Source organism: Pseudomonas sp. PDM25 (assembly GCF_019219045.1).
Lineage (GTDB): Bacteria > Pseudomonadota > Gammaproteobacteria > Pseudomonadales > Pseudomonadaceae > Aquipseudomonas.
The window spans coordinates 26,375-49,388 of record NZ_JAHUWL010000017.1 but is presented as its reverse complement, the minus strand read 5'-3'; the positions used below and the strand labels follow the sequence as shown (position 1 = coordinate 49,388).

Below are 23,014 nucleotides of genomic sequence, written 5' to 3'. Positions count from 1 at the left end.
ACCTAGCTCACCCGCGCAAACCAGCGCCCGCTTTCGCAGACCGCCCGGCCGTCCATTTCCAGCTCCGTCAGCGCTGCCAGCACTTTGGGCAATGCCCAGCCGCTGGAGGCGCACAACGCTTCACTGGTGTGGGGCGCGGCATGCAGCAGCATGAGCAACGGATGTGTCACCGCTGGTGTCGCTGTGGATAACGGCAACTGCTGCCAGCCGCGCAACGCTTCAAGGATATGCTCGATGGTTTCCACCAGCACCGCTCCGTCGCGGATCAGCTGATGACAACCCTTTGCGCCCGGGTGATGAATCGACCCGGGAATCGCATACACCTCGCGCCCTTGTTCCGCCGCCAGCCTCGCGGTGATCAACGAACCGCTGGCGACACTCGCCTCGACCACCAGCACGCCGAGGGATAAACCGCTGATGATCCGATTGCGCCGGGGGAAGTTACTGGCGGTCGGTCCGGCGTCCAGCGGGAACTCCGAAAGCACTGCGCTGCCCGAGGCAATCATCGCGTCTGCCAGCCGTCGATTGCGCTGTGGATAAAACTTTTCAAGTCCCGTGCCAAGTACACCGACCGTTCGCCCGCCCACGTCCAAAGCGGCTTGATGGGCGGCAGCATCGATGCCCAGCGCCAGACCGCTGGTAATGACAAACCCGGCGCCGGCCAGACTGCGGGAAAAGGCGGCGGCGGTGTCCATGCCCGGCCGCGAAGCGCGACGGCTACCGACCATCGCCAGTTGCGGTTTTTCCAGAATGCCGGGGTCGCCCGCCACGAATAACAGCGGCGGCGCATCACTGATTTCCGCCAACAGTGCCGGGTAGTCCGGTTGGTCCCACATCAGTAAATGCTGGCCCGGACGCTCTAACCAGGCCAATGCATGGCTCGCGCCATCGCGGATTTCACTGGAGCGCCTGGCCTGCGCACAAGCGAGGGGCAAACCCAACGAACGCCAGGCACTGGCCGGCGCGCTGATAGCCTTGGACGCCGAGCCGAAGGCCTCAAGCAATTTCTTGAATCGCACAGGACCGAGTTCCGGCAGGCGATGCAAACGTAAACGAGCTTCCAGTTCCGCCGGGGAAACCGGTGCAAAGGCAGACAGCGGCATGGATCATCCTTGATCGTTATGAGCCCCGTTCAAACGGGAATAAGCTGTGGATAACTCTGTTGGTAACTTGTGGAGCCTGTTAAGGATTTCGCACCTTGTCCAGCACCGCCAGGGAGCGTGATGCGTAGAGCACCAGCCCGTAGCTGAGCTTGTCATAGGTGCGGAAAACCATCAGCAGACCGGCGCGCTCATCCGGGATTTTCAGTGGCTGACCGGTGATCCGGTCACGCACGGTTTCACCGGTTTTCAACACCACCAACACGTTGCCTTCGACCAAGCCATCGCGCTGGCCCTTGTTCAGGGTGACCACATCCATCGCGCCAATTTGGGTAACCCCGCGCGGCACGTCGATGATCAACCCGTTGATCTGGGTTTTTGGCGCACTGGGCATGAAGGTCGAGTTGATGGAGCGCTCTTCACCGCTGAACAAGCGGTCACCGAGGCGGACTTCCTGGGTGGTGCGTTGCAGCGCCAGGGTGGCAACGTCGCCTTCGGTGGCCACAATCTCGCCACCGCCGATGTCGTCGGCGTTGATCCCCAAAAACTCTTTACTGACAGGATCGATGTAGACCTTGCCCTGACGGAAGATGCCGTAAACCGGTTGAGCCGGGTCGAAATGGCCGCGAGCGAAGATTCGGTCACCGGTGCCACTGAGCACGCGTTCGGCATCGCCGGCAACGATGTAAGGCGCCTTGTCGAAGTCCTCGACCTTGTCGACGATGCGGTTGCTCAGCAGAAAGCTGTTGATCGATTCCAGCGGAATACTCGGGATCGCATTGGCAACCGGGCTACTGCGGACGCGTGGCGACAGCTTGATGGTGCCCCGGGAAGCGCCACGGTTGAGGGTCAGGCGTGGCTGCCCATTGACGTAGACCAGCGACAGCGAGTCGCCGGGATAGATGAGATTGGGGTTTTCGATTTGTGGATTGGCCTGCCAGAGCTCCGGCCATTTCCACGGTTCACGAAGGAATTTCCCCGATATGTCCCAGAGTGTGTCACCGGATTCCACGGTGTATTGCTGTGGAAAACCTTCCTTGAGTTGCACTTGCCCGTGCGCCAAACCGGCCGAGGCCAGAAGGAGCAAGGCGAGTAGTGATTTCCTCATGCGGTGAATCCCTTTATTATGTGCATTCGCGTAGAACGCCAGAGCCCTCGTGGCTCGCTCCTGACTCTTTACCAAAAAGAGAAGGAGCTACGTTTTACAACGGTAGCCTGCATCTTCGGACCCGCCAGGCCATCGACCCGACATTACCTCACATGTGCAGCAATTGAGCTTATGGCCATTTTAGACATCCTCGAATTCCCCGATTCGCGCCTGCGCACTATCGCCAAACCAGTGGCCGTAGTGGACGACGAAGTGCGTCAGTTGGTCGATGATATGTTTGAAACAATGTATGAAGCGCCAGGCATCGGCCTCGCCGCGACCCAGGTCAACGTGCACAAACGTATCGTCGTGATGGACCTCTCCGAAGACCGCAGCGAACCGCGGGTGTTCATCAACCCCGAGTTCGAAACCCTGACCGACGAGATGGAGCAATACCAGGAAGGCTGCCTCTCGGTGCCGGGCTTCTACGAAAACGTCGATCGCCCACAGAAGGTCAAGGTCAAGGCCCTGGACCGCGACGGCCAGCCTTACGAACTGATCGCCGAAGGCCTGCTCGCCGTGTGCATCCAGCATGAATGCGACCACCTGAATGGCAAATTGTTCGTCGACTACCTGTCCAATCTCAAACGCGACCGAATCAAGAAGAAACTGGAAAAGCTCCATCGCCAGAACGCTTGATGCCCTCCTTTCAAAGGCTTGCTGCGGCAAGCCTTTTTCTTTTGCGAGACCTTTTGAATGACTGAGCCACTGCGCATCGTCTTTGCCGGCACCCCGGAATTCGCCGCCGAACACCTCAAGGCCCTGCTCGACAGCCCTTACGAGATCGTCGCGGTCTACACCCAACCGGACCGTCCGGCGGGTCGCGGGCAAAAGTTGATGCCAAGTCCGGTCAAGCAGTTGGCTCTGGAAAACAACATCCCGGTGCTGCAACCGCCAACCCTGCGCAACGAAGACGCTCAGGCTGAACTGGCTGCGCTCAAGCCGGACTTGCTGGTGGTGGTCGCCTACGGCCTGATCCTGCCGCAAGTGGTGCTGGATATTCCGCGTTTGGGCTGCATCAACAGCCACGCCTCCTTGCTGCCACGCTGGCGCGGTGCGGCGCCGATCCAGCGCGCCGTCGAAGCGGGCGACAGCGAAAGCGGCGTGACCGTGATGCGCATGGAACTGGGCCTCGACACCGGGCCGATGCTGCTCAAAGTCACCACCCCGATCACCGGTGAAGACACCGGCGGCAGCCTCCACGACCGTCTGGCGGAAATGGGTCCGCCAGCGGTGATTCAGGCGATTGCCGGCCTCGCTGCCGGGACGCTGGAAGGCGACGTGCAGGACGACAGCCTCGCCACTTATGCTCACAAATTGAACAAAGATGAAGCGCGCATCGACTGGAGTCGTCCGGCGGTTGAGCTGGAACGCCTGGTTCGCGCCTTCAATCCGTGGCCGATTTGCCACAGCACGCTGAATGGCGAAGCATTGAAGGTGCTGGCCGCCAGCCTCGCTGAAGGGCAGGGCGCTCCCGGTGAAATCCTCAGCGCCAGCAAGGACGGTTTGATCGTCGCCTGCGGTGAGCAAGCCCTGTGTCTGACTCGTCTGCAATTGCCCGGCGGCAAGGCGCTGAACTTCAGCGACTTGTTCAACAGCCGTCGTGAGAAATTCGCCGTCGGCACCGTCCTCGGTCAAGCGGCGCACGCTCAATGAATCCACGTCTGGCCGCCGCCAAGGCACTTGCTGCTGTTCTTAACGGAAAAGCCTCACTCAACAGTTCCCTGCCGACGCAGATGGACAAGGTCGAAGACCGTGACCGCGGCTTCACCCAGGATCTGGCGTTCGGCACCGCGCGCTGGCAGCCGCGTCTGTCGGCGCTGGCGGCCAAGTTGCTGCAGAAGCCGTTCAAGGCAGCCGACGCCGATGTCGAAGCGCTGTTGCTGGTCGGTCTCTACCAGTTGCTCTACACCCGGGTTCCGGCCCATGCCGCCATCAGTGAAACCGTGGGGTGCGCCGACAAGCTGAAAAAGCCCTGGGCCAAGGCCTTGCTCAACGCCGTGTTGCGCCGCGCCCAGCGTGAAAGCGAAGCGCTGCTGGCCGAGCTGGAACACGATCCGGTGGTGCGCACTGCCCACCCGCGCTGGCTGCAAAAATCCCTCAAGGCCTTCTGGCCCGAGCAGTGGGAAGCCATTTGCGCGGCGAACAACGCGCATCCGCCGATGATCCTGCGGGTCAACCGTCGCCATCACAGCCGCGATGCTTATCTCGGGTTGCTGACCGACGCCGGCATCGCCGCCACGCCGTGTGTTTACAGTCAGGACGGCATCATTCTCGACGCCGCTGCCGACGTGCGCAGCTTGCCGGGTTTCGCCGAAGGCTGGATCAGTGTGCAGGACGAAGCCGCGCAACTGGCCGCCGATCTGCTCGACCTGGCACCGGGCCAACGGGTGCTGGACGCCTGCTGTGCACCGGGCGGCAAGACCTGCCACATCCTTGAAGCCGAGTCGGCACTCGCCGGCGTGGTGGCAGTGGACCTGGAAGCCAAGCGTCTGGTGCGAGTGCGGGAAAACCTCGCACGCCTGGGCCTGAGCGCCGAACTGATCGCCGCCGACGGCCGCGATACCGCGACCTGGTGGGACGGCAAGCCGTTCCAGCGCATTCTGCTCGACGCGCCATGCTCGGCCACTGGTGTCATCCGTCGTCACCCGGACATCAAGCTGACCCGCCAACCCGACGACATCGCCGCACTTGCGGTTCTCCAGGGCGAGCTGCTGGACGCCATGTGGATAACTCTGGAAGTCGGCGGCATCCTGCTTTACGCCACCTGCTCCACGCTGCCGACCGAGAACACCGAAGTCATCGAAGCCTTCCTCGCTCGCACGCCGGGCGCCCGTGAACTGGACCTCGCCACGACGGCCGGTATCAAGCAGCCCCATGGCCGCCAATTGCTGGCCCAGGAAGGCGGCCACGACGGGTTTTACTACGCCAAGCTGATCAAGATCGCCGCCGCGCGCGGTTAAACGGATTCAATGGAGTGACTGGATGAAAATCATCATCCTCGGCGCAGGGCAGGTCGGCGGTTCGCTGGCAGAACACTTGGCCAGCGAGGCCAACGACATCACCGTCGTCGACACTGATGGCGAACGCCTGCGCGACCTCGGCGATCGGCTGGACATCCGCACCGTGCAGGGCCGCGGCTCGCTGCCGACGGTGCTGCGTCAGGCCGGCGCGGACGACGCCGACATGCTGGTGGCGGTGACCAACAGCGACGAAACCAACATGGTGGCCTGCCAGGTTGCCCACACCCTGTTCCACACCCCGACCAAAATCGCCCGGGTTCGCGAAGCGGCCTACCTGACTCGTTCCGAGCTGTTCGATAACGAAGCGATCCCGGTAGACGTGCTGATCAGCCCGGAGCAAGTGGTCACCAATTACATCAAGCGCCTGATCCAGCATCCGGGCGCCTTGCAGGTGATCGACTTCGCCGAAGGCAAAGCCCAATTGGTGGCGGTCAAGGCGTACTACGGCGGCCCGCTGGTGGGTCAGCAACTGCGTCAGTTGCGCGAACACATGCCGAATGTAGAAACCCGTGTGGCGGCGATTTTCCGTCGTGATCGGCCGATCCTGCCGCAGGGCGATACGGTGATCGAGGCCGACGACGAAGTCTTTTTCATCGCCGCCAAGGCGAATATTCGCGCCGTGATGAGCGAAATGCGCCGTCTCGACGAGAGCTACAAACGCATCGTCATCGCCGGCGGCGGGCAGATCGGCGAACGTCTGGCCGAGGCCATCGAAAGCCGTTACCAAGTGAAGATCATCGAGATGAACCCGGCGCGCTGCCGTCATCTCTCGGACACCCTCGACAGCACTGTGGTGTTGCAGGGCAGTGCCTCCGACCGCGACTTGCTGATGGAAGAGAACATCGCCGACGCCGACCTTTTCCTGGCCCTGACCAACGACGACGAAGCCAACATCATGTCTTCGCTGCTGGCCAAGCGCCTGGGTGCGAAGAAGGTGATGACCATCATCAACAACCCGGCGTACGTCGATCTGATCCAGGGCGGCGACATCGACATCGCCATCAGCCCGCAATTGGCAACCATCGGCACCTTGCTGGCCCATGTGCGCCGCGGCGATATCGTCAGCGTGCACTCATTGCGCCGGGGCGCGGCGGAAGCCATCGAGGCGATTGCCCACGGTGATGAGAAGTCGAGTAAGGTCATCGGCAAGGCCATTGAGAACATCGGCCTGCCGCCGGGCACCACCATCGGCGCAATCATCCGCGACGAAGAGGTGATCATTGCCCACGACGACACCGTGATTGCGGCGGGCGACCATGTGATTCTGTTCCTTGTGGATAAGAAGCATATTCGGGATGTGGAAAAGCTGTTCCATGTGGGACTGAGCTTCTTCTGATCCGGCATTTGCAGTGGCTTGCCGGGCCCCTTCGCGGGCAAGCCCGCTCTCACAGTGTTTTGCAGTGAACACATATTTTGTGTACGACCGAGATTCCTGTGGGAGCGGGCTTGCCCGCGAAAGCAATCTCAAGAACGAACAGGCATCCCTGAATAACCTCAATAAGGAATCCACCATGCTCGAATCCCTGGAAAAAATGCTCGCCAAGGGTGTGGATAACTCATTGCTGCGCTTCGGCCTGGGCAAGGGTTATCTGGATCTTGGGGAATACGCCAAGGCCGCTGAGCATTTCCAGCGTTGCGTCGAATTCGATCCGAAATATTCGGCAGCCTGGAAGCTATTGGGCAAAGCCCATCTGGGGCTGGAGGATTTCGCGTCCGCACGTCAGGCGTGGGAACAGGGTCTGGAAGCCGCTCGCGCCCATGGCGACAAACAGGCTGAAAAGGAAATGACTGTGTTTCTGAAGAAGCTTGAGCGTCAGGCTCACTGATCAGAGGTATCGCAGGCCAATGCCCTCGGCATCCACCAGCACCACTTCCATACGCACCCGCGGCGCGCCTGTGGGTAAGTCTTGCACTTGACCGTAAACCACCGCGCCCTTGGGCAAGGCCGACAAGCCCGGATGCTTGACGTAGACGCCTGTCGTCGACAGGTTACGCGTCTGGCCCAGACATTCGCCGAAGCTGTGGTGGCTGATCTTGATGCGAAACGATTTGCGGTGTTCGGACATCTTCTGCGCCCTTTATTGAACGGTTGTGGATAACCCTGGCCCCTGGGTTATCCACAGATCATGCCAATCGACTCAGTACCAGCGTTCTTCACCCGGCGGCCGCTTCTTGAAGCGCTTCATGCTCCACATGTACTGGCTCGGATACGCCCGCACATAGCGCTCGACCACCTGGCTCATGGCCGCGCAGGACGTTTCGGTATCGGTGCTGTACATGGCTTCTGGCGCGGCTTCGAGGATCACTTTGTAACCCGAACCGTCCGGCAGACGTAGCGCATGCAGGAACACGCCGACCGCTTTGCCGCCGGCGAGCATGTTCGGTACGAACTTGCTGGTCAGGGCCTGGGTGGCGAAGAACGGCACGAAAATTCCGGCGGATTCGGCCGGTTCCGGGTCAGCGGGAATGCCCACTGCACCGCCTTTGCGCACTTCCTTGATGACACTGAGGATGCCTTCCTTGGTGGAAGCGGCCACCCGGTTGCCCAATTGCACCCGCTGCTTGCGCAGCAAATCATCCACAGCCTTCAGCTTTGGCGGACGATAAAAGATGATCGGTTTGCACTGGCTGCAATAGAAGTGGTTCAACACTTCCCAGTTGCCCAGGTGACTGGTGATGCCGACGACCCCTTTGCCAGAGGCGAGGGCGTCCTTTAATACGTCGAGCCCTTCGACTTCACGCACCAGGTCGATAGAACGCTGGGCCGGCCAGATCCAGGCGCAGGCGCTTTCGGTCAGGGATTTGCCGATGTCTTTCAGGCTCTGGCCTACCAGACGCTCACGCTCGGCCGGGTCCATGTCCGGGAAACACTTGGCGAGATTGATCCTCACCACGTCGCGGGAACGGTTAGGGGTTTTCCACATGACCCAGCCGATGACCGAGCCCACTGCCTGCACTGCCCGCCACGGAAGCAGGGCAAACAGCCGCAGAGCGCCTACCAGCAAGGCGCCTTTAAACTTATCCACAGGTCACTCCTGATTTTGTGCTGTGCGCGAGGCGGCTATTCTAACCGCCGTTCGCCAGCACCGCGTAGCGATCGCAATCCTGAGTGTGGTCCATGACCATGCCCGAGGCCTGCATCAGCGCGTAACAAATAGTCGGGCCGACGAAGGTGAAGCCGGCCTTTTTCAGGCCTTTGCTCATCTCCACGGCGGTCGGCGTCACGGCCGGCACTTCGCTGCGATCCTTGAAATGATTGATCACAGGCTTACCGTCGACGAAGGACCAGAGAAACTCCACCGGATCCTCCAGCACCAGCCAGGCCTGGGCATTGCGCCGGGCCGCGTTGAGTTTGAGGCGATTGCGAATGATGCCCGGATCGAGCATCAATTCATCGATTTCGGCGTCGCTCATCTGCGCCACGCGTTGTACGTCGAAGCCGAACATTACCTCGCGATAACGCTCACGTTTACGCAGCACGGTGATCCAGGAAAGGCCGGCCTGGAACCCTTCGAGCAAAAGCAACTCGAACAATCCCTGCGCATCGCGTAGCGGCGTGCCCCACTCCTGATCGTGATAAGCCATGTACAGCGGATCTTCGGAACACCAAAAGCAGCGTGGCATAAGGCTCCAGGGGGCGTGCGCAGGACCGAATCGGGTATACTCCCGCTCTTTAAATCGCAGCCCAAGAAACAGGTGAATTTCGTGAGCCAGCCTACGCCAGCCGTGCGTACCTTCCAAGACTTGATCCTCGCCCTCCAGCAATACTGGGCCGAGCAAGGTTGTGTGGTACTTCAGCCCTACGATATGGAAGTAGGCGCCGGGACTTTCCACACTGCCACGTTTCTGCGCGCCATTGGCCCGGAAACCTGGAACGCCGCTTATGTGCAGCCCAGTCGTCGCCCGACTGACGGCCGCTACGGCGAAAACCCGAACCGTCTGCAGCACTACTATCAGTTCCAGGTAGTCCTGAAGCCGAACCCGGACAACTTCCAGGAACTGTACCTGGGCTCCCTCAAGCACGTCGGTCTGGACCCATTGGTCCACGACATTCGCTTCGTTGAAGACAACTGGGAATCGCCAACGCTGGGCGCCTGGGGTCTGGGCTGGGAAGTCTGGCTCAACGGCATGGAAGTGACGCAGTTCACTTACTTCCAGCAAGCGGGCGGCATCGAGTGCTACCCGGTGACCGGCGAGATCACTTACGGCCTTGAGCGCCTGGCCATGTACCTGCAAGGCGTGGACTCGGTCTACGACCTGGTCTGGGCTGACGGTCCGTTCGGTAAGGTGACCTACGGCGACGTGTTCCACCAGAACGAAGTGGAGCAGTCGACCTACAACTTCGAACACGCCAACGTCGAGAAGCTGTTCGAACTGTTCGATTTCTACGAAAGCGAAGCCAAGCGCCTGATAGAACTCGACCAGCCGCTGCCGTTACCGAGCTACGAAATGGTGTTGAAAGCCTCCCATACCTTCAACCTGCTGGATGCTCGCCGGGCAATCTCGGTGACCGCGCGTCAGCAATACATTCTGCGTGTCCGCACTCTGGCGCGTTCCGTTGCGCAAGCTTACCTGTTGGCTCGCGCCAAGCTGGGCTTCCCGATGGCGACCCCGGACCTGCGTGACGAAGTACTGGCCAAGCTGGAGGCAGCACAATGAGTGCTCTGGATTTTCTGGTTGAACTGGGCACCGAAGAGCTGCCACCCAAAGCCCTGAACACCCTGGCCGACGCGTTTCTGGCCGGTATCGACAAGGGTCTGCAAGCCGCTGGCCTGAACTACGAGACCAAAACCGTCTACGCCGCGCCACGTCGTCTGGCTGTGCTGATCACCGATCTGGCGACTCAGCAGCCGGATCGCAGCATCAACCTCGATGGCCCGCCATGTCAGGCCGCGTTCGATGCCGAAGGCAACCCGACTCAAGCGGCATTGGGCTTCGCCAAGAAGTGTGGCGTCGACCTGAGCGAAATCGATCAAAGCGGGCCGAAACTGCGTTACAGCCAGAGCATCGCCGGCAAACCGACCGCGAGCCTGCTGGCGACCATCGTCGAAGATTCCCTGAACGACCTGCCGATTCCCAAGCGCATGCGCTGGGGTGCTCGCAAGGAAGAATTCGTTCGTCCTACCCAGTGGCTGGTGATGTTGCTCGGTGACCAGGTCATCGATTGCACCATCCTCGCCCAGAAAGCCGGTCGCGATTCCCGTGGCCACCGCTTCCATCACCCGCAAAGCGTGCGCATCACCTCGCCGGCCAGCTACCTGAGCGACCTGCGTGCCGCTTACGTACTGGCCGATGCCAATGAGCGTCGCGAGCTGATCAGCAAGCGTGTCGAAGAGCTGGCGACGATGCAGGAAGGGACGGCGATCGTGCCGCCAGCGCTGCTCGACGAAGTAGCCGCGCTGGTTGAATGGCCGGTGCCGCTGGTGTGCTCGTTCGAAGAGCGTTTCCTCGACGTGCCGCAAGAAGCCCTGATCACCACCATGCAGGACAACCAGAAGTATTTCTGCCTGCTGGATGCCGACGGCAAGTTGCTGCCACGTTTCATTACCGTGGCCAACATCGAAAGCAAAGACCCGCAGCAGATCATCGCCGGTAACGAGAAAGTGGTTCGCCCACGCCTGACCGACGCCGAGTTCTTCTTCAAGCAAGACAAGAAGCAGAAACTCGAAGACTTCAACCTGCGTCTGCAGAACGTGGTGTTCCAGGAAAAACTCGGCAGCGTCTACGACAAGGCCGAGCGCGTTTCCAAACTCGCTGCGTTCATCGCCCAACGCATTGGCGGTAACGCCGCGTGGGCTTCCCGTGCAGGCCTGCTGTCCAAGTGCGACCTGGCGACCGAGATGGTCGGTGAGTTCCCGGAGATGCAAGGTGTCGCCGGTTACTACTACGCCCTCAACGACGGCGAGCCGGAAGAAGTCGCTCTGGCGCTGAACGAGCAATACATGCCGCGCGGTGCCGGTGCTGAACTGCCGACCACCCTGACCGGTGCGGCCGTGGCCATTGCTGACAAGCTCGACACACTGGTGGGCATTTTCGGTATCGGCATGCTGCCAACCGGTAGCAAAGACCCGTATGCCCTGCGCCGTGCTGCACTTGGCGTGTTGCGCATCCTGATCGACAAGAAGCTCGACCTCGACTTGAACGATGCCGTGGCGTTCGCCGTGAACGCGTTCGGTACCAAGGTCAAGGTTGCCGGCCTCAACGATTCGGTGCTGGAGTTCATCTTCGACCGTCTGCGTGCCCGTTACGAAGACGAAGGCGTGGATGTCGGGACTTACCTGTCGGTGCGTGCCCTGAAACCGGGGTCGGCGCTGGACTTCGATCAGCGCGTACAAGCGGTAGAAGCGTTCCGCAAATTGCCGGAAGCCGCTGCCCTGGCCGCAGTGAACAAGCGCGTTTCGAACTTGCTGAGCAAGGTCGAAGGCTCTGTTCCTTCGGTCGTGGAAGCCAAGTACTTCGACAATGCCAACGAGTTCTCCCTGTATTCGGCGATCCAGCAGGCTGACCAGGCTGTCCAGCCGATGGCTGCGGCGCGTCAGTACAGCGAATCGCTGGCACGTCTGGCTGCCTTGCGCGAACCAGTGGATGCGTTCTTCGAAGCCGTGATGGTCAACGCTGAAGATGCCAAGGTCCGCGCCAACCGTTATGCGTTGCTGTCGCGTCTGCGTGGGCTGTTCCTCGGCGTCGCCGACATTTCGCTGCTGGGCTGAGGGGCTGCTGTTGAAACTGCTGATTCTCGATCGGGACGGGGTGATCAATTACGACTCCGACGCTTACATCAAGTCGGTAGAGGAGTGGATTCCGCTCCCGGGTTCGATCGAAGCCATCGCGCAGTTGAGCAAGGCCGGCTGGACGGTAGCGGTCGCTACCAACCAGTCAGGCATCGCTCGCGGCTATTACGACATCGCCACCCTGGACGCCATGCACGAGCGCTTGCGCGAGCGAGTGGCGGAGCAGGGCGGTGAAGTCGGGCTGATCGTCTATTGCCCGCACGGGCCGGACGATGGCTGCGATTGCCGCAAACCAAAACCCGGGATGTTGAAAACCATCGCCGCGCATTACAACGTATCGCTGACCAATGTTTGGTTTGTCGGCGACACCCTTGGTGACCTGGAGGCTGCCAAAGCCGTCGATTCTCAGCCAGTTTTGGTAAAGACCGGGAAAGGCGAAAAGACTTTGGGCAAGACCCTACCGGTAGGCACCTTGATTTTTGACGATCTGGCGGCGATTGCCGCAGAACTTATCCACAATTAGAGTGCTTCGATTGTCCTGACCAGGGATTGATCGGGAGTGCGCTTTATATAGACGGGCAGAGCCCGCAACGGTAAACGTCGCCATGTCGATACTGCAGGCCATCAGAACTTTCCTCTTTTATCTGTTGCTAGGCACCAGCTCCTTGCTTTGGTGCAGCCTGAGCTTTTTTATCGCGCCTTTTCTGTCGTTCAAGGCGCGCTATCGCTTCATCAACGTGTACTGGTGCCGCTGCGCGTTGTGGCTGAGCAAAGTCTTTCTGGGCATCAGCTACGAAGTAAAGGGGGCCGAGAACGTGCCCGACCAGCCCTGCGTGATTCAGTCGAACCACCAAAGCACCTGGGAGACGTTCTTTCTATCCGCCTACTTTGAGCCATTGAGCCAGGTCCTTAAGCGCGAACTGCTCTACGTTCCTTTTTTCGGCTGGGCCATGGCCATGCTGCGACCGATCGCCATCGACCGTGACAACCCGAAAGCGGCGCTCAAGCATGTGGCGAAGAAGGGCGATGAACTGCTGAAAGATGGTGTCTGGGTTCTGATCTTCCCTGAGGGAACACGCGTTCCTTACGGCACCATCGGCAAGTTCTCTCGCGGTGGTACCGCGTTAGCCGTCAACGCCGCACTTCCCGTGCTGCCGATTGCGCACAATGCTGGCAAGTTCTGGCCGAAAACCGGTTGGGCGAAGAAGCAGGGCGTCATTACCGTGATCATTGGCGCCCCCATGTATGCCGAGGGTAGCGGGCCGCGAGCGATTGCCGAGCTGAATGATCGGGTCCAGGCCTGGAACGAGCAGATGCAACGTGAAATGGGTTCGCTGCCGGCAGCCCCTGCGGCCCCTTCTGCCAATGATCAGGTGGCTGTCTGAGATTCTGTGGATAACCTGTGTACCGTTTTGTCGAAAAGTAGCATTTTTTGTTTTTAAGCTTATGATTTATATACATATTTCTTAAACACATAAAACGCCGAAAATGGTGCATAAGTTTTTTTCGGGCGCAAAAAAACCGGCTGATATAGCCGGTTTTTTTATGCCTGCGATTTGTTGGATCTCAGGTTTCGGAAAAGGCTGAAGAGGGAAGTGATCTCAGGGAATTGCAGGTAATAAAAAAGGCCAACGCTTGAGCGTTGGCCTTTTTCGTTGGCAGGTGCGCTGGATCAGAAGTCCAGGTTGGAAACCGCCAGGGCGTTGCTCTCGATGAAGTCACGACGAGGCTCGACCGCATCACCCATCAGGGTGTTGAAGATCTGGTCCGCGCCAATGGCGTCTTCGATGGTCACTTTGAGCATTCGGCGCTGACTTGGGTCCATGGTGGTTTCCCACAGCTGATCCGGGTTCATCTCACCCAGACCTTTGTATCGCTGGATGGTGTGACGCTTGGTGCTTTCGGCCATCAGCCATTCAAGGGCTTCCTTGAACTCGGTGACCGGCTTCTTGCGCTCGCCACGCTGGATGTACGCGCCGTCGTCCAGCAAGGTGCTCAGTTGAGCGCCCAGGGAAACAACAGTCTTGTAATCGTTGCTGCCGAAGAAGTCGCGGTTGAAGGTGACGTAGTTCGACAGGCCATGGGAGATCAGTTCGACCTCAGGCAACCAGACGTTACGTTCACGGTCTTCACGCAGGCTGGCTTTGTAAACCAGGCCGGACTTCTCGACGGTGCGCAGGCGAACTTCGTACTGGGCCATCCAATCCTGCATCGCTGCGTGATCGGAGAGTTGCTCCAGGCTGACGGCAGGCAGGTAGATGAAGTGCTCGGTCAGCTCCTGTGGGTACAGGCGCGACAGACGCTTGAGCGTCTTCATGACCAGACGGAAGTCATTCACCAGACGCTCGAGGGCAGGGCCGGAGATGCCCGGTGCTTCCTCGTTCAGGTGCAGGCTCGCATCTTCCAGGGCCGACTGCGTCATGTACTCTTCCATGGCGTCGTCGTCTTTGATGTATTGCTCTTGCTTGCCTTTCTTGACCTTGTACAGCGGTGGCTGGGCGATGTAGATGTAGCCGCGCTCGATCAGCTCCGGCAACTGACGGAAGAAGAAGGTCAGCAGCAGGGTACGGATGTGCGAACCGTCGACGTCAGCATCGGTCATGATGATGATGTTGTGGTAACGCAGCTTCGCGATGTTGTACTCATCGCGGCCAATGCCACAGCCCAGCGCGGTGATCAAGGTGCCCACTTCTTGCGAAGAGATCATCTTGTCGAAGCGCGCCTTCTCGACGTTGAGGATCTTGCCCTTGAGAGGCAGGATGGCTTGGGTCCGACGGTTGCGTCCCTGCTTGGCAGAGCCGCCAGCAGAGTCACCTTCCACGAGGTACAGTTCGGAAAGGGCAGGGTCTTTTTCCTGGCAGTCAGCCAGTTTGCCCGGCAGGCCGGCGATATCCAGCGCGCCTTTACGACGTGTCATCTCACGGGCTTTACGCGCCGCTTCACGAGCGCGAGCCGCATCGATCATCTTGCCGACGACCAGTTTGGCTTCGTTCGGATTTTCCAGCAGGAAATCGGAGAAGTACTTGCCCATTTCCTGTTCGACTGCGGTCTTCACTTCGGAAGAAACCAGCTTGTCTTTGGTCTGGGAGCTGAACTTCGGATCCGGCACTTTTACCGAGATGATCGCGGTCAGGCCTTCACGGGCATCGTCACCGGTGGTCGCGACTTTGTGCTTCTTCGCCAGACCTTCGGCTTCGATGTAGGTGTTCAGGTTACGCGTCAGAGCGGAACGGAAACCCACCAGGTGAGTACCGCCATCGCGCTGTGGAATGTTGTTGGTGAAGCACAACAGGTTCTCGTTGAAGCTGTCGTTCCACTGCAAGGCGATTTCCACACCGATGCCGTCTTCGCGCTGGATGTTGAAGTGGAACACCTGGTTGACCGGGGTCTTGTTGGTGTTCAGGTATTCAACGAACGCACGCAGGCCACCCTCGTACTTGAACAACTCTTCCTTGCCGCTGCGCTCATCCTTGAGGACGATGCCGACACCGGAGTTGAGGAAGGACAGTTCACGAATCCGCTTGGCCAGGATGTCCCAGCTGAAGTGGATGTTCTTGAACGTCAGGTCGGACGGTTTGAAGTGGATCTGGGTGCCGGTGGTTTCACTCTCACCGACGATTTTCATCGGTTCTTTTGGAACACCGTGAATGTAGGTCTGTTCCCAGATTTTGCCGCTGCGGCGAACGGTCAAGACCAGCTCTTCGGACAGGGCGTTCACAACCGACACACCTACACCGTGCAGGCCGCCGGATACTTTGTAGGAGTTATCGTCGAACTTACCGCCAGCGTGCAGCACGGTCATGATGACCTCGGCTGCCGAGACGCCTTCTTCTTTGTGCACGTCTACCGGGATACCACGACCATTGTCGCGAACGGTGATGGATTCATCCGGGTGGATGATGATGCTGATGTCGTCGCAGTGGCCAGCGAGCGCTTCATCGATGGAGTTGTCGACTACCTCGAAGACCATGTGGTGCAGACCGCTACCATCGTCGGTGTCACCAATGTACATACCGGGACGTTTGCGTACGGCATCCAGGCCTTTCAGCACTTTAATGCTCGTTGAGTCGTAGGTATTCGTATTTTCTTCGCTCAATGCCTTCACTCCCGATGGTCGTGGGTCTGGGTGATACGGCCCTGTTCCACGTGGAACAGAGCGACTGGCGTATCCGTCTGCCAGCCTTCCCTCAATAATTCGTGATCTACACAGGTGATAAACACCTGGCAGCGTAAGTCTTCCAGCAAGCGGCAAAGCGCACGGCGGTGGTGCTCGTCCAGTTCGGACGGCAGGTCATCCACCAGATAAATACACTGGCCCCGTCGGGCCTGGCTGACCAAGTGCCCTTGGGCAATCCGCAATGCACAGACCACCAACTTCTGCTGACCGCGAGACAAGATGTCCGCGGCGTTATGTGCGCCCAATCTAAGACGCAAATCAGCACGCTGTGGTCCGGCCTGGGTATGACCCATTTGCTGATCCCGCTGAAGGGACCCGGCGAGCACTGCACTCAGTTCTCGGTCTTTGTCCCAACCTCGGTAATAGCTGAGCGTTAAGCCCTCGAGCTCAACCAGTTCGCTCAAGGTCTGTTCAAAGACTGGTTTCAAGGCTTTGATATAAGCGCGGCGGTATTCATCAATTTCAGCGCTGGCCTGGCACAGTTCCCTGTCCCAAACCGCTTGCGAAACGGCGTCAAGTGTACCATGCCGCAGCCAAGAGTTTCTCTGGCGCAGGGCCTTCTGCAAGCGCTGCCAGGTGGACATGAATCGTGGTTCCACGTGGAACACGCCCCAGTCGAGAAACTGTCGGCGAATCTTCGGCGCCCCTTCCAGCAAGCGGAAACTGTCAGGGTTGATCAACTGCAGCGGCAGGATTTCCGCCAGTTGCGCCGCGCTCCGGGCATTCTGCCCGTCGATGCGAATCTGGAACTCCCCTTGCCGGTCTCGGGAGATCCCCAAAGCGCTGTGCCCACCCTCGGCCAACTCCACCTGACCAAACACCGTACAGGCGAGCTGCTCGTACTGGATGACCGGTAACAGGCGGGTGCTACGAAACGAACGGGCAAGCCCCAGCAGGTGAATGGCCTCCAGAACACTGGTTTTGCCGCTGCCGTTGGCGCCGTAAAGAATGTTGATTCGGGGGGAGGGGGAGAAGGTCACCGGGTGCAGATTGCGCACCGCGGTGACCGAGACGCGACTTAAGGACATCTAGCTTCTGCTGAGCATGATTACAGACGCATCGGCATGACAACGTAGGCCGAGTCGTCGTTGTCGGACTCTTGCACCAGCGCGCTGCTGTTGGAGTCGGACAGGATCAAACGAACCTGCTCAGTGGTCATCACGCCCAGTACGTCGAGCAGATAGCTCACGTTGAAGCCGATTTCCAGATTGCCGCCGTTGTACTCGACGCCCACTTCTTCTTCCGCTTCTTCCTGTTCCGGGTTGTTCGCCTGGATCTTCAGCTGACCATTGGCCAGTTGCAGACGGATGCCGCGGTACTTCTCGTTGGACAGAATCGCAGTACGGCTGAAGGCTTCACGCAGGGCCTGACGATCGCCGAGTACCAGCTTGTCGCCACCTTTTGGCAGAACACGTTCGTAGTCCGGGAATTTGCCGTCGACCAGTTTCGAGGTGAAGGTGAACTCGCCGGTGGTGGCGCGAATGTGGTGTTGACCCAGGACGATGCTGACGATGCCGTCCGGCTCAGTCAGCAAGCGCGCCAGTTCAAGGATACCTTTACGTGGCACGATGACCTGGTGGCGATCCGGCTGACCGATATCGGCCTTCATCGAGCACATGGCCAGACGGTGACCGTCGGTGGCCACGGCGCGGATGATGCCTTCGGAAACTTCCAGCAGCATACCGTTGAGGTAATAGCGCACGTCCTGCTGGGCCATGGCGAAGCTGGTGCGTTCGATCAGACGACGCAATTTGCTTTGCTCAAGGCTGCACGTCAACGAGCCTGGGCCTTCTTCCACAGTCGGGAAGTCATTGGCCGGCAGGGTCGACAGGGTGAAGCGGCTACGGCCGGCCTTCACCACGAGCTTCTGCTCGTCGACCTTGATGTCGATCAGCGCATCGTTGGGCAAGCTTTTGCAGATATCCATCAGCTTGCGCGCAGGCACAGTGATGGAACCTGGATCAGCAGGCTCTTCGAGTTGTACACGACCGACCAGCTCGACTTCCAGGTCGGTACCGGTCAGCGACAATTGCTGGCCTTCGACAACCAGCAGCACGTTGGAGAGCACCGGCAAGGTCTGTCGGCGCTCGACGACGCCTGCGACCAGTTGCAGGGGTTTCAACAGGGCTTCGCGTTGAATGGTGAAATGCATGGTCTAGTCCCTTGCCTTAATAAGCTGCGCTGGTGTTCATCAAGTGGTCAGTGTACGCAGCAGGTTCTTATAGTCCTCGCGGATGTCCGCGTCGGATTCCTTAAGTTCATTGATCTTGCGGCAGGCGTGCAAAACGGTCGTATGGTCGCGGCCGCCAAACACATCGCCGATTTCCGGCAGGCTGTGGTTAGTCAACTCTTTGGACAACGCCATGGCAACCTGACGCGGACGAGCGACCGAGCGTGAACGACGCTTGGACAGCAGGTCGGAGATCTTGATCTTGTAGTACTCGGCGACAGTGCGCTGAATGTTATCCACAGAGACCAGTTTGTCTTGCAGTGCCAACAGATCTTTCAGGGATTCGCGAATCAACTCGATGGTGATATCGCGGCCCATGAAGTGCGAGTGGGCGATCACGCGTTTGAGCGCGCCTTCCAGCTCACGGACGTTGGAACGAATACGCTGGGCAATGAAGAACGCCGCGTCATGGGGCAGATCGACTTTGGCCTGATCGGCCTTTTTCATCAGGATCGCCACGCGGGTTTCCAGCTCCGGCGGCTCGACGGCAACCGTCAGGCCCCAGCCGAAGCGGGATTTGAGGCGCTCTTCAAGGCCTTCGATTTCTTTCGGGTAGCGGTCACTGGTGAGAATGACCTGCTGGCCACCTTCAAGCAGGGCGTTGAAGGTGTGGAAAAACTCTTCCTGGGAACGTTCCTTGCGGGCGAAGAATTGAATGTCATCGATCAGCAACGCATCCACTGAACGGTAGAAGCGCTTGAACTCGTTGATAGCGTTCAGCTGCAGGGCCTTGACCATATCGGCCACGAACCGCTCGGAATGCAGGTACACAACCTTGGCATTCGGATTCTTCTTTAACAGGTGGTTACCCACAGCGTGCATCAAGTGGGTTTTACCCAAGCCGACGCCACCATAAAGGAAGAGCGGGTTGTAACCGTGCTTGGGATTGTCCGCCACTTGCCAGGCCGCAGCCCGGGCCAGTTGGTTGGACTTGCCCTCGACGAAGTTTTCGAAGGTGAAGGTGCGGTTCAGGTAGCTGGTGTGCTTGAGCGCGCCTTCGACCTGCACCGTACGCTGTTCGGCGCGAATCGGAGCTTGTTGCGAACTGGCCCCGGCCATCGGGTCGAAACTGTCGCGCGATGGCTCTTCATTAATGTCGGCAACTTTTTGCGTCGCACGCTTGGTCGGAGCGGTTACCTGGGCTGGTGCCGGGGCGCTGACGGGTGCTTGAGCAGCCTGAGCCTGTGAAGCAGCGGCAGCCAACGGAGCATTCGGGGCGGCACGTGGTGCCGAACTGCGTTTGCTGCCTATTAATAAGGACAGCGCCGGCGCCATGCCGTTGCCATGCTCATCCAGCAGTTCAAGAACGCGGCCCAGGTACTTTTCGTTGACCCAGTCGAGAACAAAACGATTCGGTGCGTAGACACGCAACTCGTCGCCTTCGGCTTCGACCTGTAGTGGACGGATCCAAGTGTTGAATTGTTGGGCAGGCAGCTCATCGCGCAAAAGCTCCACGCACTGCTGCCAAAGTTCCACTGACACGGATATCCCCTAAGTTGAAAGCCGGTGAGGCAAAAACAAGCCGCCATTGTAGCCGACCAAGCCCCGACTTATCCACACGAAGGTTGTGCACCTCCCATGAAGAATCAGTGATTTATACGAAAAAAAGACGACCAGCGGTCTGTGCATAAGCTCTGTGGATAACCGGGTCTAAGGTCGTTGCACAAGTAGGGGGGAAACTCGGTGGATAACCACCCTGTGGATAAGTACCTCTTTCACACACAGCTTATCCGACAGCGCAGCACAGGGTTACCACTGTTTTCCACTGTAGTTGTCATTCTCTGTACATCACGACTTTAAAGGTCTGATGGCAGTTATCCACAGATGATCGCCTCCCTAGCTTTTATAAGCTTTACAGAAAAGCTTTAAATACTTTCCTTCTTAATTTCTATATCTAGCCGGGGAGCTGGACAGGAAAAACGTCTGGAGATCTATTTATAAGGAAACGCTGGTTGGAAATTGACCTAGAGGCTTGCTTTCTCTAGAATCCCCGGTCTCTTAAAACGGGGGCCATTCCGGCCCGTTGTGGACGAACCAGGTAACACGACAATGAAACGTACTTTCCAACCAAGCACTATCAAACGCGCTCGTACCCACGGTTTCCGTGCTCGCATGGCTACCAAGAACGGTCGTGCCGTCCTGTCGCGTCGTCGCGCCAAAGGTCGTGCGCGTCTGGCAGTTTGATAATCCGGCACTGGAGGTGAGTCAGGACTTCAGTCGGGAAAAGCGTCTGCTTACTCCCCGGCATTTCAAGGCAGTCTTTGACTCCCCTACCGGCAAGGTTCCGGGGAAAAATCTCCTGCTCCTTGCGCGCAACAACGATCTCGATCACCCCCGTCTCGGGCTGGTTATCGGGAAAAAGAGCGTAAAGCTCTCCGTCGAGCGCAATCGCCTCAAACGTCTGATGCGCGAATCGTTCCGTCTGAACCAGGACTCACTGGCCGGCTGGGACATCGTTATCGTCGCGCGCAAAGGTTTGGGTGACGTAGAAAACCCCGAATTGATTCAGCATTTCGGCAAACTCTGGAAGCGTCTGGCACGTAGCACGCCGGTACCAGCAGTCAAAACCGAAACTGTAGGGGTAGACAGTCCCGATGCGTAAACTGGCACTCGTTCCGATCCAGTTTTATCGCTATGCCATTAGTCCTCTGATGGCCAGTCACTGTCGTTTCTACCCCAGTTGTTCCTGCTACGCGTATGAAGCCATAGAAAATCATGGCCTTCTGCGCGGTGGCTGGCTGGCCTTTCGTCGTTTAGGTCGCTGTCATCCGTGGAATCCCGGTGGTTATGACCCGGTTCCATCTATCCCTACCTCCCGTTCTTCTTCGATGGCCGAGTAATCATGGATATCAAACGCACGATCCTGATCGTCGCCCTGGCAATCGTGTCCTACGTTATGGTTCTTAAATGGAACCAGGACTATGGCCAGGCTGCCCTGCCGACTCAGAATGTTGCTTCCAGTACTACCGCACCGGGCCTACCGGATACGGCGACTGGCAATAATGCTTCTGTCAGTGACGACATTCCACGCGCCGCAAGCGATACCAGTGCAACTGCACCTGCTGAAACACCAGTAGCTGCAAGCAAAGACCTCATCCAGATCAAAACGGATGTGCTCAACCTGGCAATCGATCCACAAGGTGGTGATGTTGCGCAGTTGACGCTGCCGCTGTATCCACGTCGCCAGGACCATCCGGAAATTCCATTCCAGTTGTTCGATAACGGCAACGAGCGGACTTATCTGGCTCAAAGCGGTTTGATCGGCACCGACGGTCCGGACGCAAGTCCTGCCGGTCGTCCGGTTTACTCCTCGGAGAAGAAGATTTACCAACTGGCTGACGGTCAGGACCAATTGGTCGCAGACCTGAAGTTCAGCAAGGACGGCGTCAACTACATCAAGCGTTTCACCCTGAAACGCGGCCTGTATGACGTAACCGTTTCCTACCTGATCGATAACCAGAGTGCCAAACCCTGGTCCGGTGCAATGTTCGCGCAATTGAAGCGTGACGCCAGCTCCGATCCTTCTTCCAGCACTGCCACCGGCACCGCGACTTACCTGGGCGCCGCCCTGTGGACAAGTAACGAGCCGTACAAGAAAGTGTCCATGAAGGACATGGACAAGGCTCAGCTGAAAGAAAACGTTAACGGTGGTTGGGTTGCATGGTTGCAGCACTACTTCGTGACCGCATGGATTCCGGCGAAAGGCGAGAACAACCTCGTCCAGACCCGTAAAGACAGCAAAGGCAACTACATCATCGGCTACACCGCACCGGCAATGTCTGTCGCGCCAGGTGCAAAAGCCGAGACCAGTGCCGTTCTGTATGCCGGTCCGAAAAGCCAGGCTGTGCTGAAAGAGTTGTCCCCAGGTCTGGAACTGACCGTCGACTACGGCATTCTGTGGTTCATTGCCCAGCCAATCTTCTGGCTGCTGCAACACATCCACGCGCTGGTCGGTAACTGGGGCTGGTCGATCATCTTCCTGACCATGCTGATCAAAGGGATTTTCTTCCCGCTGTCGGCTGCCAGCTACAAATCCATGGCGCGCATGCGTGCAGTGGCACCGAAACTGGCCGCGCTGAAAGAGCAACATGGCGACGACCGGCAGAAAATGTCGCAATCCATGATGGAGCTGTACAAGAAAGAAAAGATCAATCCGCTGGGTGGTTGCTTGCCAATCCTCGTGCAGATGCCGGTTTTCCTTTCGCTGTACTGGGTTCTGCTGGAAAGCGTTGAAATGCGCCAAGCGCCGTTCATGCTGTGGATTACTGACCTGTCGATCAAGGACCCGTTCTTCATTCTGCCGATCATCATGGGTGCAACCATGTTCATCCAGCAGCAGTTGAACCCGACTCCTCCGGATCCGATGCAGGCCAAGGTGATGAAGCTGATGCCAATAATCTTCACCTTCTTCTTCCTGTGGTTCCCGGCTGGTCTGGTGCTGTACTGGGTAGTGAACAACTGCCTGTCGATCGCCCAACAGTGGTACATCACGCGTAAGATCGAAGCAGCTACCAAAGCAGCTGCCTGATTTACACTGTGGATAACCACTCAAAACGCCCCCTAGTGGGGCGTTTTGCTATCTGTCACTTTTGTCTGGATAACGGTT

At 58.5% G+C, this 23,014-nt stretch carries 22 protein-coding genes; 13 read left to right on the top strand and 9 right to left on the bottom strand.

Features of this window, described 5'->3' with window-relative positions; genetic code table 11:
* Positions 1 to 2: 2 nt before the first annotated feature.
* Both dprA and KW848_RS25815 read right to left on the bottom strand, forming a co-directional pair.
* Positions 3 to 1,103 (bottom strand): DNA-processing protein DprA, encoded by a 1,101-nt coding sequence (gene dprA / locus KW848_RS25820; protein WP_218538473.1) that lies wholly within the window; start codon positions 1,101 to 1,103, stop codon positions 3 to 5.
* A 79-nt stretch (positions 1,104 to 1,182) separates the two neighbouring features.
* Entirely contained in the window at positions 1,183 to 2,208 is a 1,026-nt protein-coding gene (locus KW848_RS25815) for a LysM peptidoglycan-binding domain-containing protein (protein WP_218538472.1), read from the bottom strand.
* A 171-nt stretch (positions 2,209 to 2,379) separates the two neighbouring features.
* Here KW848_RS25815 and def point away from each other — a divergent pair, with 171 nt between their 5' ends.
* The 5 genes from def (at position 2,380) to KW848_RS25790 (ending at position 7,096) form a co-directional block, all read left to right on the top strand.
* Complete coding sequence (gene def / locus KW848_RS25810; RefSeq protein ID WP_008155676.1) at positions 2,380 to 2,886, top strand: peptide deformylase; 507 nt, start codon at positions 2,380 to 2,382, stop codon at positions 2,884 to 2,886.
* 57 nt (positions 2,887 to 2,943) lie between these two features.
* Entirely contained in the window at positions 2,944 to 3,903 is a 960-nt protein-coding gene (gene fmt, locus KW848_RS25805) for a methionyl-tRNA formyltransferase (RefSeq protein WP_192408744.1), read from the top strand.
* Complete coding sequence (gene rsmB / locus KW848_RS25800; RefSeq protein WP_218538471.1) at positions 3,900 to 5,210, top strand: 16S rRNA (cytosine(967)-C(5))-methyltransferase RsmB; 1,311 nt, start codon at positions 3,900 to 3,902, stop codon at positions 5,208 to 5,210. The genes fmt and rsmB overlap by 4 nt, the downstream gene beginning before the upstream one ends.
* Positions 5,211 to 5,232: 22 nt before the next feature.
* On the top strand, positions 5,233 to 6,606 hold the full coding sequence (gene trkA / locus KW848_RS25795; protein ID WP_008155683.1) for a Trk system potassium transporter TrkA: 1,374 nt from the start codon (positions 5,233 to 5,235) through the stop codon (positions 6,604 to 6,606).
* Positions 6,607 to 6,781: 175 nt separating this feature from the next.
* Positions 6,782 to 7,096: a tetratricopeptide repeat protein gene (locus KW848_RS25790; protein WP_218538470.1), complete on the top strand. Its 315-nt coding sequence runs from the start codon at positions 6,782 to 6,784 to the stop codon at positions 7,094 to 7,096.
* Here KW848_RS25790 and KW848_RS25785 read toward each other — a convergent pair whose 3' ends face one another.
* From KW848_RS25785 to tag, 3 genes are all read right to left on the bottom strand, one after another.
* Entirely contained in the window at positions 7,097 to 7,336 is a 240-nt protein-coding gene (locus KW848_RS25785; protein ID WP_008155688.1) for a PilZ domain-containing protein, read from the bottom strand.
* A 72-nt stretch (positions 7,337 to 7,408) separates the two neighbouring features.
* Positions 7,409 to 8,296, bottom strand: coding sequence for a lysophospholipid acyltransferase (locus tag KW848_RS25780; RefSeq protein WP_008155690.1), 888 nt, complete (start codon positions 8,294 to 8,296; stop codon positions 7,409 to 7,411).
* 40 nt (positions 8,297 to 8,336) lie between these two features.
* On the bottom strand, positions 8,337 to 8,894 hold the full coding sequence (gene tag, locus KW848_RS25775) for a DNA-3-methyladenine glycosylase I (RefSeq protein ID WP_192408751.1): 558 nt from the start codon (positions 8,892 to 8,894) through the stop codon (positions 8,337 to 8,339).
* 81 nt (positions 8,895 to 8,975) lie between these two features.
* Here tag and glyQ point away from each other — a divergent pair, with 81 nt between their 5' ends.
* From glyQ to KW848_RS25755, 4 genes are all read left to right on the top strand, one after another.
* The gene (gene glyQ / locus KW848_RS25770; RefSeq protein WP_003213601.1) at positions 8,976 to 9,929 is read left to right on the top strand and encodes a glycine--tRNA ligase subunit alpha; all 954 of its coding nucleotides are present in this window, start codon (positions 8,976 to 8,978) and stop codon (positions 9,927 to 9,929) included.
* The gene (gene glyS, locus KW848_RS25765; RefSeq protein WP_218538469.1) at positions 9,926 to 11,980 is read left to right on the top strand and encodes a glycine--tRNA ligase subunit beta; all 2,055 of its coding nucleotides are present in this window, start codon (positions 9,926 to 9,928) and stop codon (positions 11,978 to 11,980) included. The genes glyQ and glyS overlap by 4 nt, the downstream gene beginning before the upstream one ends.
* A gap of 4 nt (positions 11,981 to 11,984) precedes the next feature.
* Entirely contained in the window at positions 11,985 to 12,524 is a 540-nt protein-coding gene (gene gmhB, locus KW848_RS25760) for a D-glycero-beta-D-manno-heptose 1,7-bisphosphate 7-phosphatase (protein ID WP_165934035.1), read from the top strand.
* 82 nt (positions 12,525 to 12,606) lie between these two features.
* Positions 12,607 to 13,386, top strand: a complete 780-nt coding sequence (locus tag KW848_RS25755) for a 1-acyl-sn-glycerol-3-phosphate acyltransferase (protein ID WP_192408753.1) — start codon at positions 12,607 to 12,609, stop codon at positions 13,384 to 13,386.
* Positions 13,387 to 13,673: 287 nt separating this feature from the next.
* Here the strand turns inward: KW848_RS25755 and gyrB are convergent, their stop codons facing one another.
* From gyrB to dnaA, 4 genes are read right to left on the bottom strand one after another with little or no spacing between them, the layout of a single operon-like run.
* Positions 13,674 to 16,097: a DNA topoisomerase (ATP-hydrolyzing) subunit B gene (gene gyrB, locus KW848_RS25750; RefSeq protein WP_008155700.1), complete on the bottom strand. Its 2,424-nt coding sequence runs from the start codon at positions 16,095 to 16,097 to the stop codon at positions 13,674 to 13,676.
* 5 nt (positions 16,098 to 16,102) lie between these two features.
* Positions 16,103 to 17,206: a DNA replication/repair protein RecF gene (gene recF, locus KW848_RS25745; protein ID WP_008155701.1), complete on the bottom strand. Its 1,104-nt coding sequence runs from the start codon at positions 17,204 to 17,206 to the stop codon at positions 16,103 to 16,105.
* Positions 17,207 to 17,226: 20 nt separating this feature from the next.
* A complete protein-coding gene (gene dnaN, locus KW848_RS25740) occupies positions 17,227 to 18,330 on the bottom strand; it encodes a DNA polymerase III subunit beta (protein WP_008155702.1) in 1,104 nt (367 codons plus the stop codon).
* Positions 18,331 to 18,369: 39 nt separating this feature from the next.
* Entirely contained in the window at positions 18,370 to 19,890 is a 1,521-nt protein-coding gene (dnaA, locus tag KW848_RS25735) for a chromosomal replication initiator protein DnaA (protein ID WP_008155703.1), read from the bottom strand.
* 567 nt (positions 19,891 to 20,457) lie between these two features.
* Here dnaA and rpmH point away from each other — a divergent pair.
* From rpmH to yidC, 4 genes are read left to right on the top strand one after another with little or no spacing between them, the layout of a single operon-like run.
* Positions 20,458 to 20,592 (top strand): 50S ribosomal protein L34, encoded by a 135-nt coding sequence (rpmH, locus tag KW848_RS25730; protein WP_003213577.1) that lies wholly within the window; start codon positions 20,458 to 20,460, stop codon positions 20,590 to 20,592.
* A 16-nt stretch (positions 20,593 to 20,608) separates the two neighbouring features.
* On the top strand, positions 20,609 to 21,010 hold the full coding sequence (rnpA, locus tag KW848_RS25725; protein WP_031319201.1) for a ribonuclease P protein component: 402 nt from the start codon (positions 20,609 to 20,611) through the stop codon (positions 21,008 to 21,010).
* A complete protein-coding gene (gene yidD, locus KW848_RS25720; protein ID WP_074872215.1) occupies positions 21,003 to 21,248 on the top strand; it encodes a membrane protein insertion efficiency factor YidD in 246 nt (81 codons plus the stop codon). The genes rnpA and yidD overlap by 8 nt, the downstream gene beginning before the upstream one ends.
* A gap of 2 nt (positions 21,249 to 21,250) precedes the next feature.
* Positions 21,251 to 22,936 carry a membrane protein insertase YidC gene (gene yidC / locus KW848_RS25715; protein WP_134098305.1) on the top strand — a complete coding sequence of 562 codons (1,686 nt, stop codon included), beginning with the start codon at positions 21,251 to 21,253 and terminating at the stop codon, positions 22,934 to 22,936.
* Positions 22,937 to 23,014: the final 78 nt, after the last annotated feature.